Here is a 16,585-nt window from a genome sequence, read left to right on the forward strand (position 1 = left end):
TCAGTACTTTTATAATAGTTATCGATACAAATAAAAAGCCCACCTAAATAGGTGAGCTTTTTATTTTTTATAAAAAGTGCAGCTCATCAAGTGAGCAAGTAAATATAAGTAATCAGCGAGTAGGTAAGATGTCTTTTACCATATCGCGCAAATTATGCAGGGCCGTAACCGTGCTATCCCAATCGAGGCAACCATCAGTGATCGATACGCCGTATTCTAACTGGCTTAGATCTGCGGTGAGTTTTTGACTGCCGCCTTTTAGATGGCTCTCAATCATCATACCGATAATCGACTTATTACCGTTTTGAATTTGCTCAGCGACGTTATTGATGACCATCGGTTGCAGGTAAGGGTCTTTACCTGAATTGGCATGGCTTGAGTCAATCATAATCTTATTGCTGGTTTTACCTTGAGAGAGCGCGTTTTCGACTTGCTCAACAGCAGTAGCATCATAGTTAGGCTTGCCGTTACCACCACGCAATACGACATGGGCGTATGGATTACCTTTAGACTTGATGATAGATACTTTGCCATCTGAGGACAGACCTAAGAAGCTATGTCCTGCTTTTACCGCCTGCATCGCATTGACCGCGACAGTCATACCACCATCAGTACCGTTTTTGAAGCCGACGGGGCAAGATAAGCCTGAGCTCATCTCACGATGCGTTTGACTCTCAGTAGTCCGTGCACCAATCGCCGACCAGCTAATCAAGTCTTGCATATATTGCGGAGTGTTTGGATCGAGCGCTTCGGTCGCGCAAGGCAAGCCCTTTTCATTTAGGTCGAGCAGTAACTTACGGGCGGTGCGTAGACCTTTTTCGATATCGAAGCTGTCATTCATATCAGGATCATTAATCATCCCTTTCCAGCCAACAGTCGTACGCGGCTTTTCAAAATAGACGCGCATAACGACAAAGATACTATCTTCGATCTCTTTAGCGAGTACCGCCAAGCGATCTGCATATTCGTGAGCGGCTTTTATGTCATGGATTGAACAAGGGCCGATCACCACAAAAAGACGGTGGTCTTTATCATCTAGGATGTCTTGAATCGTATTACGACCTTTCAATACCGTTTTATAGGCGGCATCTGACAAAGGCAGCTCAGTTTTTAGCTCAGCTGGGGTAATTAAGGGTATGAACTGTTCGATATTCACGTCATCGATATCTGCATTATGAGTAGCTGGTGTGGTCATGATAATACTTCGTATAGCCAATTTATAGGAATAGTTATTATGCGTTGAAAACAGTGCGTTGACAAGGGCAGTCGGTACTTTTATTACCTGATAACTGGAATGTCAAAACCAATAATTTGTTATACTCATCCTTTTTAGAGCCCCTCATTCATAGCGTGTTAATAATAAGAAGAGTTTTCATGGCCAATTCTATCGCCCCTGTTAAGCATACAGAGCTACTCTCTCAGGCACAGAATCATCATAAACCGCCACTCGTGATAGGTATAGTGGCAGGTGAGGTATCGGGTGATAGCTTAGGCGCGGACTTTATGCGCCAGATGAATGCTCTGCGTGACGATATCGTGTGGGTGGGTGTTGGCGGTACCAAGATGCAAGCTGAGGGGATACAAAGTATTTTTCCGCTGGCGCGCTTGGCAGTGATGGGCTTAGTGGAAGTTCTATCGCAATTGTCCGATCTTTTTAAGGCAAGACGCGAGCTATTGACGGCATTTGCAGACGCTAATATTGACTGGTTTATCGGTATTGATGCGCCTGATTTTAATCTGCGCGTAGCCAAGAAGCTCAAACCTAAAGGCATATTTTGTGTGCAATACGTTAGCCCATCGATCTGGGCGTGGCGCGAATCACGTATTCACGGTATCAAAGCCGCTACTGACTTAGTGCTATGTTTATTTCCGTTTGAGCTGGCCGTTTATGAGCGTCATGACCATCCTGCTATTTGTGTTGGACATCCGCTACTACATACTATAGATAAGCACTTGGAGCATACGCCTACCAATCAATTACGTAGTGAGCTGGTCTGGCATAACGATGGTTTGCAGCAGTTTTTTACCACCCGTTTCGCCGAGGTCAGTCAACTGGTCTGTGTGATGCCAGGCTCACGGCGCGGGGAGATTACCGCTATTTTACCGTTGATGCTCGATGGTATCCAAAAGCTGCTATTGCTCGATCCGAATCTATGTTTTATCGTACCAACGGTCGATCAAAATCATCAGTACATTGTCCAAGAAGTGATTGACAAGCGCTCTGAGCAGCTACGTGCCGCGATAGTCGTGGTCTATGACGAGAGCCTGCCAGCCTTTAGCCAGCAAGCCATGGCGGCCTCAGATATTGTCCTATTAGCGTCAGGCACAGCCACCCTTGAGGCAATGCTACTTGAGCGTCCAATGGTTGTGGTTTATCAATTGAATAAGATGACCTACAGAATAGTCAAACGCTTAGTCAAAGTCTCCTATGTCGCCTTGCCGAATATCTTAGCCAATCACGCTATTGTGCCAGAGCTTATTCAAGAGCAGGCTAGTGGCGAGAATATCTGTCGTACTGTTATGCAATTACTTCAGCCAAGAGCTTATAGTGAACAATTACAGGCTCTCAAAGATACTAAGCACATGCTACAACAACAGAGCAATCATGACCCTGCAACTAGTGTCATTGAGCACTGGTATCTAAAAAACAATGCCAAATAAAAGCTGTCATCGTCAACTGAGTTATCATTAACGAAGCTGAGCATAAGCAAATTATCATCTATAAAAAGTTAATTTATGAGCTATTATTCTAGTTTGGACAAAGCCGTTATCTGTATTGAAACCACTATCGAACGTATCGATGTTAAGGGGCAACACCTCAGCTTAGCAGCACCTATTTATATCAGAGGTGAGCTAAAGGCCGCTGATCTGTGCAATGAGTTGCAATCCTTTACTCAAGATTTAGCTCAAGCGCCGTTACAGATCGGCATCGATGAAGCAGGTCGCGGCCCCTTACTGGGCAGTGTCAATGTGGCTAGCGCACTACTACCCAGCGCTTGGTCGGGACTCATTGAAGATAAGCCCTTACAAGATACGCCACTATCTATACTCACCGACTCCAAACAGCTTAGTGAAAAAAAGCGCGATATTCTCTATCCGTTAGTACAGCAGCATGCGCTAGGCTATGTGATCGCCGATATACCTGCAGCTATCATTGATCAAATCAATATCTTGCAAGCTACGATGCTGGGTATGCGCTTATGTACTGAGATCTTATTAGAAGCAATAGCACCGTATGTTACTAACGATGCCAAGAGCGCGTCTGAATCAGTATCAATTGAAGTGTTATACGACGGTAATCGCTGTCCTGAGCTCGATTATGACAAGCTGGCCCAAGCAGGGATAGAGCGTGCCAACATCGATAGCCAAGCGTGGGTGAAGGGTGATGCGCGCCATACTAGCATTGCCGCCGCTAGTATCTTAGCTAAAGTCAGTCGTGATAAAGCGATGTATGCTTTGGATGCAAACCATCCACAGTATAATATTGCAAAGCACAAAGGCTATCCCACCCGCGCTCATATCCAAGCTATCGATGACTATGGGGTATTAGAGGCGCATCGACGTAGCTTTGGGCCAGTCGCTAAAAAGCTAGCCAAGAATAAAAACGTCTAGAATGAAAGCGGTCATTATAACAATGACAAGAGTAAATAGGGCAGTGCATGAGCGCCAAAGCATTTAGTCAGTCATCTAATAAGCCGTTAATAGTATTAATCCTACTTTTACTATTACCTGCCCATGATGGCGCAGATAGGACTTATCTAAAGGCGATATATATAAAAGATTTAGATGCCTTTATGGTCAAAATGGTCGCTGCAATTGCTGATTTTCGAATGACTGATGACCTTGATCCAGCTAGTAGCTTGCCAGATAATAATGCAGATAGCCAAGCTGGTAAGCCAGCTTTTGAAGATACTATGGCGGATGACACTATAGCTGCTAGCCATTCGGATAATGGTAGCAGCTCTGATAGAAATGCCGCTAGCATTGCCAATAATGAGATCAATCTAGCGCGGACAAGTTGCAAGTTAAGCGATTTATCAGAGGATTCTGAGCTGGAGAAAATGGCAGTTACTCATGCCAATTATATCAATTATGTTTTTGCAAACTCGACGCCAACGCTTTTTAACGCGCATTCTCAAAGACAGATTGACGATATTGCAAAGGTAACAGGTCGCAATAATCCGTACTTTACAGGTGATGAGCTCAAAGAGCGCTTGCAGAGAGCAAACTATAATAACATCGCTTATGGCGTCGCTGAGAACATTGCTCAATCCAGCTACTATCATTCTCTTGGTGATATGGTCGCATCAGATAGTGCGTCACGGTCTATGATTAAGTCGTTGCTTGCTGCCCCTTATCATCTGCGGGCGTTGATGATTCCTAATTCTAGCGTGACAGGTACGGGCGTAGTCGCTTTCAAACCTTACGATAAAGATGCCAACACCTATCAAAGCTACGCTCTAGTCAACTATGCCGCCGCCGCCAAAACCAGCAAAGATGTCAGTTATAGCGGTATTTTTACTTATCCTTGCCAAGGGGTGACAGATACCGTCACAGCGCTGTATAACGAGACGCCAGATCCTTTTAGAGGCACGCGCAATCTGCAAACCAATCCCATCGGACAACCTATCTATATCAATGTGCCTACTGCTACAACCATAAAGATCAGCAACGTCAGCTTCTATGATGTCGCACGTAATAGCGAAATACCCATTCAGCTACTAGATACTGATCAAGATCCCTACAAAAATACCAGCTATGAGCTTCCTGCCAATGAGGCTTTTATTTTGCCGCTGACAGATCATCTCAAAAGCTGTGAGCATCGACCTAAAATTGGTGAAAATTGTGGTCTGTATGGTAATAGCCAATACCGCGTAAGCTTCGATGTCATGATAGATAATAAGGCACTCGTCAATAAAACCTTTACCTTTAGCACAGGTGAGGTAAGTTATTGATTTCAATATATAGTTTAACAGTGCTTAACAAACACTTCTAAATAAACTATTTATCTTCTCTAAAATCTTGAACTTGCAAGTCGTCCGATTAACAGAAATACTTTGTAAAAAAATGTTTAACTATCCTATTTTTTAAATATAGTGCGTCGCTTAGGCACGCTTATATCGATAAAACAGGATAGATAATGACTGCAATACCCGCATGGAAGCATTTAGGGTTGGCTCTTTTGTTTATACCATTTGTTATAGGCTGTAACAGTAACCAAGCATCAAAAAAATCAATTCGCGCGGCAACACCGCAAGATATGGCTATGGATAGCCGAGCTGCAAAACCTATCAAATCAATAAAAACCCCCGCTCATAATCACCCTGTGGTTATCATCAATGGCAGGTCTGCCAGCCATAACAAAGCCGCGGTTACTATCTCTAACAATGAAGTTAATGTAGCTCGCAAGCGCTGTGGATTAAGTACTCTGTCAGATGATTTAGAGCTTGAAAATATGGCCATTAATCACGCAAACTATATTAAGTATGTGTATGCCAACGCCGCGCCAACAGTCTTTAACGCGCACTTTCAAAATAAAATCAGCAATATAGCTCATGTCACAGGCGCAAGTAACCCTTTCTTTAGTGGCGATGGTATAAAAAAGCGCTTACTAACGGCAAAGTATAGTAAAGCTTCTTATGATGTTTCTGAGAATGTTGCGCAATCCATTCACTTTAATTCTTTTGGTGATATTATCGCGCCCGATATCGCAACGAGATCTATGACCAAGTCGCTACTGGCCGCCCCTTATCATTTGCGCGCTCTAATGAAGCCTAACTTGAGCTTGCTAGGGTCTAGTATGGCCGCCTACAAGCCGTTTTCTAAAGATGCTAATACCTATCAAGGCTATGTTTTGGTCAACTATACAACCGCAACACAAGCGACCAAAAACACGACAGTAAACGGTGTTTTTACTTATCCTTGCCAAGATGTCAAAGGAACCGTTACCGCACTCTATAATGAGACGCCAAATCCTTTTAAGACCAAGCGCAACCTGCAAACCAATCCTATTGGACAGCCTATCTATATCAATATACCCTCTGCGAAATCGATGAAAATCAAGCAAGTGAGCTTTTATGATGTTGCGCGTGATAGGGAAGTGCCCATTCAGATACTAGATGCCAGTCAAGATCCCTACAAAAACACTATCTATGAGTTACCTGCTAATGAAGCCTTTATTTTACCGCTAACCGACCACCTCAAAAGCTGTGAGCGTAAATCCATAAAGAACACAAATTGTGGCCTTTATGGTAATAGCGACTATCGGGTTAGTTTTGATGTTTTGATAGATAACAAAAGACTCGTCAACAAATCTTTTACCTTTACAACAGGTCATGTAAATTATTAAGCCTAAAACGACGAATCAGGCTGCTCTAAAAACGCTAATTCTTTAGCAGTTGATTCACGACCCAATATTTCATTACGATGCGGATAACGACCAAAGCGTTCAATAATAGCGCGATGCTTATGCTCAAAATTTAAGGTGCTCTCATCATTTAATTGCTCAAACAGCGGTAAATAGCGCTGATGAATAGACAGAGACTCAGAATGCATAAAGGGCATGATCGTAAAACGGCGCCACTCCATTGGTAGCATATCAAACTGAGACTGTTTGATAGCCTCTTGCGCTAAAACCACTGACATACTATCTTGAGTAAATGAGCAGGCTTGATTGCGACATAAATTACGAGAGAACTGATCTAACACGATAATCTCTGCCAGTCGTCCTGCTAGATCCTCTAAAGCATTCGGTTTATTGCTTTCGCCACGTCGCCAAAAACTAAGCTCGCCTTGACAAGCTTGTTCCCATAAATCGGCAAACTTATCATCAATTTTTTGATCAAAGCTATCGTCCTGCACAAACCAATACGGCTCGTTTGCTGGATTAAACCAAAACTCTAATACTGCACGGGCATCAGGGTAGAGTAGGTCAAAATCGGATCTTTTAAAGAACTTATTGTGGTCAGTTACAGTGGTCATAAGCTATTCTATTTAAGATGAATTTAGTCTACTATAGCGAAAAATATTATTCGCTACTGTTATCAAATGCTATTGAGTAAATTATTATGAACGCATCACTTGTCAATCAATCTATCCCTGTTCCAACCCCTTATTATTTGCTTGATGAAGCGGCAATAGTCGCTAATATGCAGGTTATTGCTCGTCTGTGTGAACTGTCGGGCGCTAAGGCGTTACTGGCGCTAAAATGTTTTGCCACGTGGGGGGTGTTTGAGGCTATGCAGCCTTATCTGCATGGTACAACCTCATCATCATTGAATGAAGTGCGCTTAGGGTTTGAGACTTTTGGTAAGGGCAAAGACGATATCAACAATAAAGAAACTCATGCTTACAGCGTTGCTTATAGTGCAGACGAAATCCCTGAAGTATTGAAATATGCTGATAAAATTATCTTTAATTCTATTTCGCAATTGAACGCTTTTAAAGAGCAGGCGGCAGCACAGAACACTCCAGTAGGCTTGCGACTGAACCCCAATACCAGTAACTCGTCCTTTATCATCGCTGATCCTGCGCGACCCTTTAGTCGTTTGGGTGAATCTGATAAAGATAAAATATCTGAAGTTTTGAGCGATATTACCGGTGTTATGATCCATAATAATTGTGAAAATGACAGCTTTGAGGCTTTTAGCAATAGCTTAGCCGATATCGAAGCTCGCTTTGGCGATATCTTACAGCAACTAGACTGGGTCAGTCTCGGTGGTGGTATTCATTTTATCGCGTCCGATTATCCATTAGAGCAGCTCGCTGCACGGCTAAAAGAGTTTAGTGAGACTTACAGCGTACAAGTTTATCTTGAGCCAGGTGAAGCCAGCATTCATGGCGCTGGCACGCTAGTCACTACTGTTTTGGATGTTATGACAAATGAGAAAAATCTAGCCGTAGTGGACTCTTCTATCGAAGCTCACATGCTGGACTTACTGATTTATCGTGAGTCTGCACCTATTTCGGCTATTAATCATCAGGTTGTAAGTATTGCAGCGCTTGCTGTTAGTCCTATTGACAATGATCCTGCTGATAATGGGTCAAGAGATGACAATTCAGCGGATAATACCATTATCTATGGTCGCTCTTGTTTGGCGGGTGATATCTTTGGCGAATATGCTTTAGCTGATACTTTAAAAGTAGGTGATCAAGTTGCCTTTGCCAATGCTGCGGGCTATACGATGGTAAAGAAAAACTGGTTCAATGGCGTTGACATGCCAGCGATTGTGATTCGTCGGCTTGATGGTAGTATCGATATACAGCGCGAATTTGACTATTCAGAATATAAGGCGAGCTTGTCTTAATCGCTGGGTTACTAATTGATTTTAAAGCAGTTATATTTTTATATAATGTAAATACTGCTTTGATTTAATACTTAATTATTCCTAAAAAGCTTATAAAAATTGTTATAATTATTACGGGTAGCGACAAGCGTCGTTACTTATCGGGTGCGTGGGTTTTCCTCGGTCTTCCTTTTTTATTCACGCACATCATTCATCTGTTGCTATATCGATCAGCTCAAGCTTAATAGGCAGTGGCGACGATAGGAACACAAAGGAGGATTGTAGCCTTGACTACACAAAATACATCACCAAAGAATTCAACCAAAAAAGACGTGCTCATTATCGGTGCAGGTGGCGTGGCACAAGTCGTCGCCCATAAATGTGCGATGCACAATGACGTATTGGGCGAGATTCATATCGCCTCACGTACGCTAGATAAATGCGTGGCTATTGCACAAAGCGTCAATGACAAAAACAGCTTCCAGCAGCCAGCGACTCTACATACGCATCAGATTGATGCGTTAGATACCAAAGCTTTAATCAGTCTAATAAAAGAGACGGCTATTCAAATCGTCATTAACGTCGGCTCGCCGTTTCTCAACATGAGCGTGTTAGAAGCTTGTATCGAAACGGGCGTGGCTTATATCGATACCGCTATTCACGAAGATCCACGCAAGATTTGTGAGACGCCGCCTTGGTATAATAACTACGAATGGCAACGCAAGCAGCGCTGCGCCGATAATAATATCACTGCGATACTAGGTGCAGGCTTCGATCCTGGTATGGTCAATGCTTATGCGCGTTTGGGCTACGATATGATGGATGCAGGCTCAGTCACTGACATTGATATTATCGATATTAATGCAGGCGACCATGGTAAATACTTCGCCACTAACTTTGACCCTGAGATTAACTTCCGCGAATTTACGGGTACAGTTTATTCTTGGCAAGATAGCAAATGGCAGTCGAATAAGATGTTTGAAGTCAAACGTACCGATGATCTACCTATCGTCGGTATGCGCGACAGCTATCTGAGCGGTCATGATGAGATTCATTCATTATCGGCTAACTTGGATGTGCCAAATATTCGCTTTTGGATGGGCTTTGGTGAGCACTATATCAATGTGTTCACAGTACTGCAAAGCTTAGGCTTATTGTCCGAGCAACCAGTAACGACTGCGGAAGGTCTAGAGGTCGTACCGCTAAAAGTAGTCAAAGCGGTGCTACCAGACCCAAGCTCATTGGCGCCTAACTATACGGGCAAGACTTGTATTGGCGATAAAGTAAAAGGTAAGATCGACGGCGTTGATACTGAGGTATTTATCTATAATATCTCTGATCATAAAGAGGCCTATGAGGCGATGGGTAGCCAAGGTATCTCTTATACCGCAGGCGTGCCACCCGTTGCTGCTGCTATGCTAGTCGCTACCGGCGAGTGGGATGCAGGCAAGATGGTCAATGTCGAGGAATTAGATGCCAAGGCGTTTATCAATCTATTAAACAAGATTGGCCTGCCAACGCGTATTCAAGATGCAAACGGTGATCGTGCGTTAGAGTTTGAGATTTAATCGATAGTTTTTCAATCGATTATTTCTATGTAAAAAAGCATCCTATTGAGTTATTACTCGTTAGGGTGCTTTTTTAATGCTAGCTAGTAATGACTAAAACGCAAGTAGGCATAGGGTGTTCTCCAGCGCACCGACACCTAGGTTACGATTGACATCAGTGCTTAAAAAGCACCCTACACAAAGTAAGTGAATTAAGTATTATGAGTAAGTTTGATACAAGGAAACCCAATTTTGTCTTTAGATAAATATAAAGTATTCAATCTAATTGAAGATGTCAGCGCCTTAAAAGTATTGATTATTTTAGAATCGCCCCATGTTGATGAATATATCCATGGGCATCCAGCAGCAGGCGAGTCCGCACTTGAGCTCACGCAGTTTTTAATCTCGCAAGGCTATCTAAATGACTTCGATGCGCAATTACCTATAGGCTGTAATATTAAAACGCTGCACTATAAGCCGCTTGGTATTTTAAATTGTTCTACTTTGCCAATGAATGGAGTATTTTATCCCTGTACTTTGACTGATGACGAGCGCTCACAAGTCGATATGCTGGTGACGGTTAAGCAAAACTTGGCGCAGAATAATAGCAATGAGCCGATTGATTTAATTAAAACGGACATTTTTCAAGACTTTACTAGCCGCTTAACTCAAGTGCTTGAGCAAGCGCCCGCCGATATTATTATTGTGCCTTGTGGTGATACTGCTATTGGGTTTATCGATGTCTTTAGGTCCAGTTATCATCAGCCGCTAACAGTGTTAGACGGCTTGCCGCATCCTACTGAAGCCGATTGGCATGCTAAGATAAATAGCATTCGATTGACTGACCTCATCGCACTTGCGTTACTACCGTAATTTTTGAGGCTTGAACTTTATAAAGGGCGACTGTTTATATCCGCCAGTGATATGCTAGTCGCTAAATAAATCGCGCCAATGCAGTGGGCGCATAAAAAGGCAAAATGCCTGCCTTGATGATAAGGGTGTAATAGTGGTACAGAGCCGTGAACCATAACAGATACTTTATAAGTGAGCGTTACTATGAATAAATTATATATCGTACCTTTTGTAATAATGCTAAGCGCTTGTAGCTCTGAAAATCAAATATCTACTGTCGATAGCGTTGAACAATCGAGCAGTTCACAAGATAATGTCCATGTTGATCAGCGCTTATCAACCAATAGCGAATATATAAAAATTGCTAATGTCAACAAGATGTCGATGGATAAAAGCCATAGTGAGCCGTTGCAATCTTTTACTGCTACTGAGCTTGCGCAAATGTATGACAACGAATTATATGAGTTCTACAATTACGATGTGAACATTGATAGGATCAAAGATAAAATCATCACCCATCAAAACGATGAAAAAAACTTTCATCAAGGTAGTGACTTGTATGTGTATTTAGGAAGTAAAAATAATCATTATAAGCTCAGTCTTAAATCTGATAATTTCACTGATGAAACTGGATGGTTTTTAAATGGTATCATTCCACGTAACAATCGTTTAGGGTTTATATTAACAAACTTTTATTCCCCTCGTGGACATTCTGAGCAGTCCTTTTATTTTGGACAACAAGATGATGAATGGATACTTAGAAAGTATGTGTCAGAGGGTACGCTTATCTCAGGAGAAAAATATTATTGCGTAGAAAATCAGATTTCTAGTTTATCGAATCGCAGCTATGGAAAATCAAGAGAGTATTCAGAGTCAGAGTTTGTAAAATACTGTCCACCGCTAGCGACCAGTTATCAAGTCACTGTCAATAAAGCTGAAATCCTAGACCAAAATTTCGATCCACAAGTGCCTTCAAACTACTATATAAAAGACGATGTTATTAAGGTGTTTTCTCAAAACGAGGACTGGGTTGAAGTTTCTTATAAAAATAACACTAAACGTGGCTGGGTAGATAAACGTAGTCTTCAAGCACTGCAATAAATTTTGTTAACATGCCCTAATTAATAACAGTGGTTTACCTTTAAAGTTTTAAAAAGACTGTAACTACCAAAGAAACCGATATGCATATTCCTAATAAATTCCAACAAAACGATGACAAAGAGCTTTTGGCGCTGATACGTGATTATCCCTTTGCAACTTTAATTACTTACTCTGCATCAGGTATCGAAGCCAACCATTTGCCTATCTCTATCAGCTGGCAGGGCGATAAGCTCTATCTGCATGCGCATATCGCTAAGGTAAATACGCTTTGGCAATCCGTTGCTGAAAGCTCTGAGGTGCTGGTTATTTTTAATGGACTAAACGCTTATATCTCCCCAAATCATTATCCCACCAAGCAGCAGACGGGCAAGGCAGTACCGACTTGGAATTATGTTGCTGTCCATGTAAAAGGCGCTATTCGTTTTATTCATGATGCCACTTGGATACATCAGGCGCTTGAGACCTTAACATCTGAGCATGAAGCCCAGAACGATAAACCTTGGGCAATGTCCGATGCGCCAGCGACTTATATTAATAAAATGCTACCAGCGATAGTTGGGATTGAAATAACGGTCACCTCAATGACAGGGCAGTGGAAGCTTAGTCAAAATCAGCCAGAGATTAACCAGATTGGCGTCATTAAAGGTTTATCCGAGCAGAAGAGCACTAATGCAGACAAAGTAGCGACTATGATACAAGCGCAGCAGTAACAAGTTTAGTAAGTTAACAAAGAGGCGAATGGTATGAACAATAATATTAGTAATGAAGCAATAAATTTTCAAGAAAAGTTTACTCTATTCAGTGAGCAATGGTCTCCTAAAGTTATCGCAGAGATGAATGACTATCAATTTAAATTGGTCAAAATTCAAGGTGAGTTTATTTGGCATAATCATAAAGATACTGATGAAGTGTTTATCGTGCTTAAAGGTAATATCAGGATTAACTTTCGAGTAGGCCATGTTGATCTCAAGCAAGGTGAAATGTACGTTGTCAAAAAAGGAGTGGAGCATCAACCCGTTACTGAAAATGAGGCAGAGATTTTAATAATTGAGCCAAAAGGTATAGTCAATACTGGTAATGAAATAGATAGTAAAACAGCAGAAGACGATGCTTGGATTTAAATGAATCTGTCAGGTTATAACAATTTTTTATAGTAAGGAATGCACTTTGCCAAACAACTTAAACGATATTACCCAATACCTACTCGAGCTGGACGCCTTAAAGTTAGTGAATCGACGCACCTATATCGATGGCGGACTGCGCGTTGAGAACTCAGCCGAGCACTCTTGGCATTTGGCGATGGCGTGCTGGACGATATCTAGAAGCTTTAAACTTGAAGTATGTGAAGAGAAGCTACTTAAACTAGCGCTCATTCATGATTTGGGCGAGATTGATGCTGGCGATACCTTTCTTTATGACGTTAATAGAGATAGCGCGCATAATGCCGAGCGAGAAGGGGTGCAGCGTTTACAGGCTCATCAAGGTAATGCGGTTATCGAGCTATCTGAATTATGGGAGGAGCAAGAAACTGGCACAAGCCCTGAGACTAAGCTGCTTAAAGTTGTCGATAGACTGCTGCCGTTTTTGCATAATATCAATAGCGAGGGCAGGACATGGCGAGAGTCAAATGTCAAAAAGTCCCAAGTTGCGAATGCCCATGCCTTTATTGCGGATGATTTTCCTGATATTTATATGTGGATGACGGGTCAGCTTAACTTAGCATTAGCTAAAGGTTGGTTAATTGATGCTTAGTCTTGCAACATCAACAAGGTGACGTAATGAGTTCTCTAGAATTAAAAGTACCACCCGTGCTGCAAGTAATAACCATAGCATTTGCGATGTATGGCTTATCTGGACTATTTCCAAACTTACAGGTCATGGTTTTTGGTACAAAGTGGCTGGCAAGTGGCTTAGCTGTAGTAGGTATGGCACTAGCCATAATGGGTATATTGGCGTTTAAAAAAGCGCAAACCACTGTCAATCCGCATACTCCCGAAAAATCAGCAAGTTTAGTTACTAACGGTATTTATCACTATACTCGTAATCCCATGTATTTAGGCATGCTACTGGTTTTATTAGGTTGGGCATTTTATTTATCCAATTTTGCCGCTTTATTGGTTCTGCCTGTCTTCATTATTTATATGAGCCGTTTCCAAATTCAGCCTGAAGAGCGCTTTATGAAGCAGAAGTTTAGCGATGAGTATCAGATATATATGACCAAGGTGCGTCGTTGGCTTTGATTTATCAAGTTAATTTTTAGCAAAGATTCGGCATTGCAGACTTAATTGTGGATAGGTGCTTTTATCATACGTATCGATAGTCAAGCGCTGACTGTCTAGGCGCAGCTGCCTAGTAGGTTGCCAGCCTTTAGCTACTGACTCTACATAATGCGCTGAGTCAGTATTGCACTGCGCACTGAGCGCTGCTTGCCACAGTCGCAGATGAGCATTAGCATCTTGCAGACGATACTGATAAGCGCTGTAATCAGGCATGGCAACATTCAACAGTAACGCGCCAATTTTATTAAAAAATAATGGCTTGTACGCCTCTATTAGTATGGCAGGCATCCGCTTATCGCGGTATATACTTACAAGCCGCTCATCAGCACAATAAGGTTGCGCCCACTTCTCTAATTGTTTGATTGAGGCGCGACGACTAAAAAGTATGGGCGTACGAGGGGTAGCCATTATCTCATTTGTCATCTGTCGGCTCTCAGATTTGACCAAGGGACACATAGAAGTGCCTGCGCGCTTCATAGGAGTTAGTGCCTGTTGACAGCTCGATGGCAGTGGCTGCGATGACTGTGCTAGTAGATCAAGCTGTGAGTGGACTATCATTGTACCGACCATAGACTGAATGAGGTTTTGTTGCGAGCGTATCAATGACTTGCCAAAAGCCACATCTGCACAAATCTGTATTAGCGCTTGTTTTGGGTCGTCATGAAAGATCAGTGCATTTTTCGTTAGTAAAGTTTTGGTTATTAATTGATAAGAGGGCAGAGGGCTGCTCATTAGCTGTAGGTTCGATGGAAATACACTCTTAAGCTCGCTGCTATTGGCTTGGCGTAGCTTATCAATATCGTGAAATACAGGTTCTAGGGTTTCTATACTTTGGCGATAAGATTCTGTGTTATTTTTAATTTGCGCTAAACAATAACTAAAATCTGAAAAGTCGCATAAGGTGAGGGTGTAAGGGTCAAGGCTCTCAAAAGCATCACGTTTAGATTGAGGGGCGCTTTGATTCATTGGATTAAAATAAGTCGCCTTTACGCGATTTTGTTGATAGATATTGAAAGCTTGAATATCCTGTTCTACCACACTCATACGCCGCTCATCTGGTATCTGATAGCCGAGCAGGTATAGCGTCACCGATGGCGGCTCTGCATAACTCGCTATAGGCACTGTTAGCAAGCTGGCAAGTAAAGCTTTAGCCATTAAATTCATAATATTTCCAATGTTCAACAGATCCTAAATAATAGCCACTTTTTATCATGTTGCGAGAATTACTGATTGATAGCAAGTATGCAGCTATAAAAAAGTTAATTTAGCCCACGGAAATCACTACCATGCAACTCGAAATCAATATCATTGACGCTTTTACTGATACAGTATTCAAAGGTAATTCGGCCGCAGTTATTATTACTGATAGCTGGCTAAATGATGAGCTGATGCAATCTATTGCTATGGAAAATAACTTATCCGAAACTGCCTTTTTAGTGCTTAGTGAGTCTAACGAAAAGACTGATAAGGAGACGCTGGCTTATCATATTCGTTGGTTTTCACCGCTAACTGAGATTGCGTTTTGTGGTCATGCGACCCTAGCTTCTGCTTTTGTACTGTTTAAGAAGAACCCTGCTGTAACTACGATCAAGTTTGTAGCGAAAGCCGTCGGTACATTATCAGTTGTGCAGACGGATTCAGGCAAAATTCAAATGGACTTTCCCAATACTAAACCTGAAAAGATTGATGACATTCCTGAAAATTTATTGGCAGGTCTGTCTATTGCGCCTGTTGAAGTCTATCGTAACTCGCAAGCGTATTTTGTCATTTATGATGCTGAGGCTGACGTGTTGACGGTTGAGCGTGATAATGAAGTTTTAAAGCAGCTCGCGCCTTTGGATGTGGCAGTCACTTGTCAGGCTAAGTCTGATAAATACGAGCAATACGACTTTATCTCCAGATACTTTTGGCCTGCGAACGGTGGTGATGAAGATCCCGTAACAGGCTCTATTCATACTGGACTTGCGCCATTATGGGCAGAGCATCTAGGTAAAAGTCAGTTGCTTGCTTATCAAGCCTCAAGTCGCGGTGGCGTTTTGGAATGTGAGGTGGCAGATGACCGAGTGCTCATCTCTGGTAATGCCGTGCAGTACATGACAGGCTTTATTACCGTTTAGCAGAGTGACATTAGATGAGGATTTCAGGATGCCTGAATTAAAAACGCTAGCTCTTTTCTTTTTGACCGCACTAGCAGAAATCATAGGCTGCTATTTGCCTTACCTGTGGCTGCGTGAAGATAAAAGTATTTGGCTGCTTATCCCAGGGGCATTAAGTTTGGCTGCTTTTGTGTGGTTATTGACTTTGCATCCGACTGCTGTCGGTAGAGTATATGCTGCTTATGGCGGGGTATATATCGCCACAGCTATTATGTGGTTATGGGCGGTTAATGGCATTCGACCTAGCATGTGGGATATTGTTGGGTCAGCGGTGGCGTTATTGGGGATGGCGATTATTATGTTTGCACCGCGCAATGTTTAAGTAGTGCCTAAAAGTAGTGCCTAGATATTACTTTAGTACTGCA

17 protein-coding genes are annotated in these 16,585 nt (G+C 42.2%); 14 read left to right on the top strand and 3 right to left on the bottom strand.

The features are described 5' to 3' along the window. Positions 1-112 precede the first annotated feature (112 nt). Positions 113-1,195: a 3-deoxy-7-phosphoheptulonate synthase gene (locus ACR63T_RS05625; protein ID WP_472785037.1), complete on the bottom strand. Its 1,083-nt coding sequence runs from the start codon at positions 1,193-1,195 to the stop codon at positions 113-115. A 179-nt stretch (positions 1,196-1,374) separates the two neighbouring features. On the opposite strand from ACR63T_RS05625, the gene lpxB reads away from it, so the two are divergent. The 4 genes from lpxB to ACR63T_RS05645 all read left to right on the top strand — a co-directional run bounded on the left by lpxB (position 1,375) and on the right by ACR63T_RS05645 (position 6,349). Next, complete coding sequence (gene lpxB / locus ACR63T_RS05630; RefSeq protein ID WP_472785038.1) at positions 1,375-2,661, top strand: lipid-A-disaccharide synthase; 1,287 nt, start codon at positions 1,375-1,377, stop codon at positions 2,659-2,661. 75 nt (positions 2,662-2,736) lie between these two features. Continuing rightward, positions 2,737-3,612 carry a ribonuclease HII gene (locus tag ACR63T_RS05635; protein WP_472785039.1) on the top strand — a complete coding sequence of 292 codons (876 nt, stop codon included), beginning with the start codon at positions 2,737-2,739 and terminating at the stop codon, positions 3,610-3,612. Between the two features lie 47 nt (positions 3,613-3,659). Continuing rightward, positions 3,660-4,955, top strand: a complete 1,296-nt coding sequence (locus tag ACR63T_RS05640) for a CAP domain-containing protein (protein ID WP_472785040.1) — start codon at positions 3,660-3,662, stop codon at positions 4,953-4,955. A gap of 185 nt (positions 4,956-5,140) precedes the next feature. Beyond that, on the top strand, positions 5,141-6,349 hold the full coding sequence (locus ACR63T_RS05645; protein WP_472785041.1) for a CAP domain-containing protein: 1,209 nt from the start codon (positions 5,141-5,143) through the stop codon (positions 6,347-6,349). Positions 6,350-6,351: 2 nt separating this feature from the next. On the opposite strand, the gene ACR63T_RS05650 is transcribed toward ACR63T_RS05645, so the two are convergent. Beyond that, positions 6,352-6,981, bottom strand: coding sequence for a DUF924 family protein (locus ACR63T_RS05650; protein ID WP_472785042.1), 630 nt, complete (start codon positions 6,979-6,981; stop codon positions 6,352-6,354). A gap of 86 nt (positions 6,982-7,067) precedes the next feature. Here ACR63T_RS05650 and ACR63T_RS05655 point away from each other — a divergent pair, with 86 nt between their 5' ends. From ACR63T_RS05655 to ACR63T_RS05690, 8 genes are all read left to right on the top strand, one after another. Beyond that, positions 7,068-8,306, top strand: coding sequence for a carboxynorspermidine decarboxylase (locus ACR63T_RS05655; protein WP_472785043.1), 1,239 nt, complete (start codon positions 7,068-7,070; stop codon positions 8,304-8,306). Between the two features lie 266 nt (positions 8,307-8,572). Further along, the gene (locus ACR63T_RS05660; RefSeq protein ID WP_472785044.1) at positions 8,573-9,853 is read left to right on the top strand and encodes a saccharopine dehydrogenase family protein; all 1,281 of its coding nucleotides are present in this window, start codon (positions 8,573-8,575) and stop codon (positions 9,851-9,853) included. Between the two features lie 231 nt (positions 9,854-10,084). Then, positions 10,085-10,705, top strand: a complete 621-nt coding sequence (locus tag ACR63T_RS05665; RefSeq protein ID WP_472785045.1) for a hypothetical protein — start codon at positions 10,085-10,087, stop codon at positions 10,703-10,705. Between the two features lie 183 nt (positions 10,706-10,888). Next, complete coding sequence (locus ACR63T_RS05670) at positions 10,889-11,785, top strand: hypothetical protein (protein WP_472785046.1); 897 nt, start codon at positions 10,889-10,891, stop codon at positions 11,783-11,785. A gap of 80 nt (positions 11,786-11,865) precedes the next feature. Next, positions 11,866-12,495, top strand: a complete 630-nt coding sequence (locus ACR63T_RS05675; RefSeq protein ID WP_472785047.1) for an FMN-binding negative transcriptional regulator — start codon at positions 11,866-11,868, stop codon at positions 12,493-12,495. Positions 12,496-12,528: 33 nt separating this feature from the next. Beyond that, positions 12,529-12,906: a cupin domain-containing protein gene (locus ACR63T_RS05680; protein ID WP_472785048.1), complete on the top strand. Its 378-nt coding sequence runs from the start codon at positions 12,529-12,531 to the stop codon at positions 12,904-12,906. Between the two features lie 46 nt (positions 12,907-12,952). Then, positions 12,953-13,537, top strand: coding sequence for an HD domain-containing protein (locus ACR63T_RS05685; protein ID WP_472785049.1), 585 nt, complete (start codon positions 12,953-12,955; stop codon positions 13,535-13,537). A gap of 26 nt (positions 13,538-13,563) precedes the next feature. Further along, on the top strand, positions 13,564-14,025 hold the full coding sequence (locus tag ACR63T_RS05690; protein WP_472785050.1) for a methyltransferase family protein: 462 nt from the start codon (positions 13,564-13,566) through the stop codon (positions 14,023-14,025). Positions 14,026-14,034: 9 nt separating this feature from the next. On the opposite strand, the gene ACR63T_RS05695 is transcribed toward ACR63T_RS05690, so the two are convergent. Continuing rightward, on the bottom strand, positions 14,035-15,228 hold the full coding sequence (locus ACR63T_RS05695) for a hypothetical protein (protein ID WP_472785051.1): 1,194 nt from the start codon (positions 15,226-15,228) through the stop codon (positions 14,035-14,037). 122 nt (positions 15,229-15,350) lie between these two features. Here ACR63T_RS05695 and ACR63T_RS05700 point away from each other — a divergent pair, with 122 nt between their 5' ends. Then, the gene (locus ACR63T_RS05700; RefSeq protein ID WP_472785052.1) at positions 15,351-16,181 is read left to right on the top strand and encodes a PhzF family phenazine biosynthesis protein; all 831 of its coding nucleotides are present in this window, start codon (positions 15,351-15,353) and stop codon (positions 16,179-16,181) included. A 28-nt stretch (positions 16,182-16,209) separates the two neighbouring features. Then, positions 16,210-16,542 carry a YnfA family protein gene (locus tag ACR63T_RS05705; protein ID WP_472785053.1) on the top strand — a complete coding sequence of 111 codons (333 nt, stop codon included), beginning with the start codon at positions 16,210-16,212 and terminating at the stop codon, positions 16,540-16,542. The last annotated feature ends 43 nt before the right edge of the window (positions 16,543-16,585 follow it).

This window comes from Psychrobacter sp. M17(2026), from assembly GCF_055699815.1.

What these genes read in the sequence shown, in the direction of transcription:
- ACR63T_RS05625 (WP_472785037.1), bottom strand. Translation starts at nt 1,195, where the DNA reads ATGACCACACCAGCTACTCATAATGCAGATATCGATGACGTGAATATC.
- lpxB (WP_472785038.1), top strand. Translation starts at nt 1,375, where the DNA reads ATGGCCAATTCTATCGCCCCTGTTAAGCATACAGAGCTACTCTCTCAG.
- ACR63T_RS05635 (WP_472785039.1), top strand. Translation starts at nt 2,737, where the DNA reads ATGAGCTATTATTCTAGTTTGGACAAAGCCGTTATCTGTATTGAAACC.
- ACR63T_RS05640 (WP_472785040.1), top strand. Translation starts at nt 3,660, where the DNA reads ATGAGCGCCAAAGCATTTAGTCAGTCATCTAATAAGCCGTTAATAGTA.
- ACR63T_RS05645 (WP_472785041.1), top strand. Translation starts at nt 5,141, where the DNA reads ATGACTGCAATACCCGCATGGAAGCATTTAGGGTTGGCTCTTTTGTTT.
- ACR63T_RS05650 (WP_472785042.1), bottom strand. Translation starts at nt 6,981, where the DNA reads ATGACCACTGTAACTGACCACAATAAGTTCTTTAAAAGATCCGATTTT.
- ACR63T_RS05655 (WP_472785043.1), top strand. Translation starts at nt 7,068, where the DNA reads ATGAACGCATCACTTGTCAATCAATCTATCCCTGTTCCAACCCCTTAT.
- ACR63T_RS05670 (WP_472785046.1), top strand. Translation starts at nt 10,889, where the DNA reads ATGAATAAATTATATATCGTACCTTTTGTAATAATGCTAAGCGCTTGT.
- ACR63T_RS05675 (WP_472785047.1), top strand. Translation starts at nt 11,866, where the DNA reads ATGCATATTCCTAATAAATTCCAACAAAACGATGACAAAGAGCTTTTG.
- ACR63T_RS05680 (WP_472785048.1), top strand. Translation starts at nt 12,529, where the DNA reads ATGAACAATAATATTAGTAATGAAGCAATAAATTTTCAAGAAAAGTTT.
- ACR63T_RS05690 (WP_472785050.1), top strand. Translation starts at nt 13,564, where the DNA reads ATGAGTTCTCTAGAATTAAAAGTACCACCCGTGCTGCAAGTAATAACC.
- ACR63T_RS05695 (WP_472785051.1), bottom strand. Translation starts at nt 15,228, where the DNA reads ATGAATTTAATGGCTAAAGCTTTACTTGCCAGCTTGCTAACAGTGCCT.
- ACR63T_RS05700 (WP_472785052.1), top strand. Translation starts at nt 15,351, where the DNA reads ATGCAACTCGAAATCAATATCATTGACGCTTTTACTGATACAGTATTC.
- ACR63T_RS05705 (WP_472785053.1), top strand. Translation starts at nt 16,210, where the DNA reads ATGCCTGAATTAAAAACGCTAGCTCTTTTCTTTTTGACCGCACTAGCA.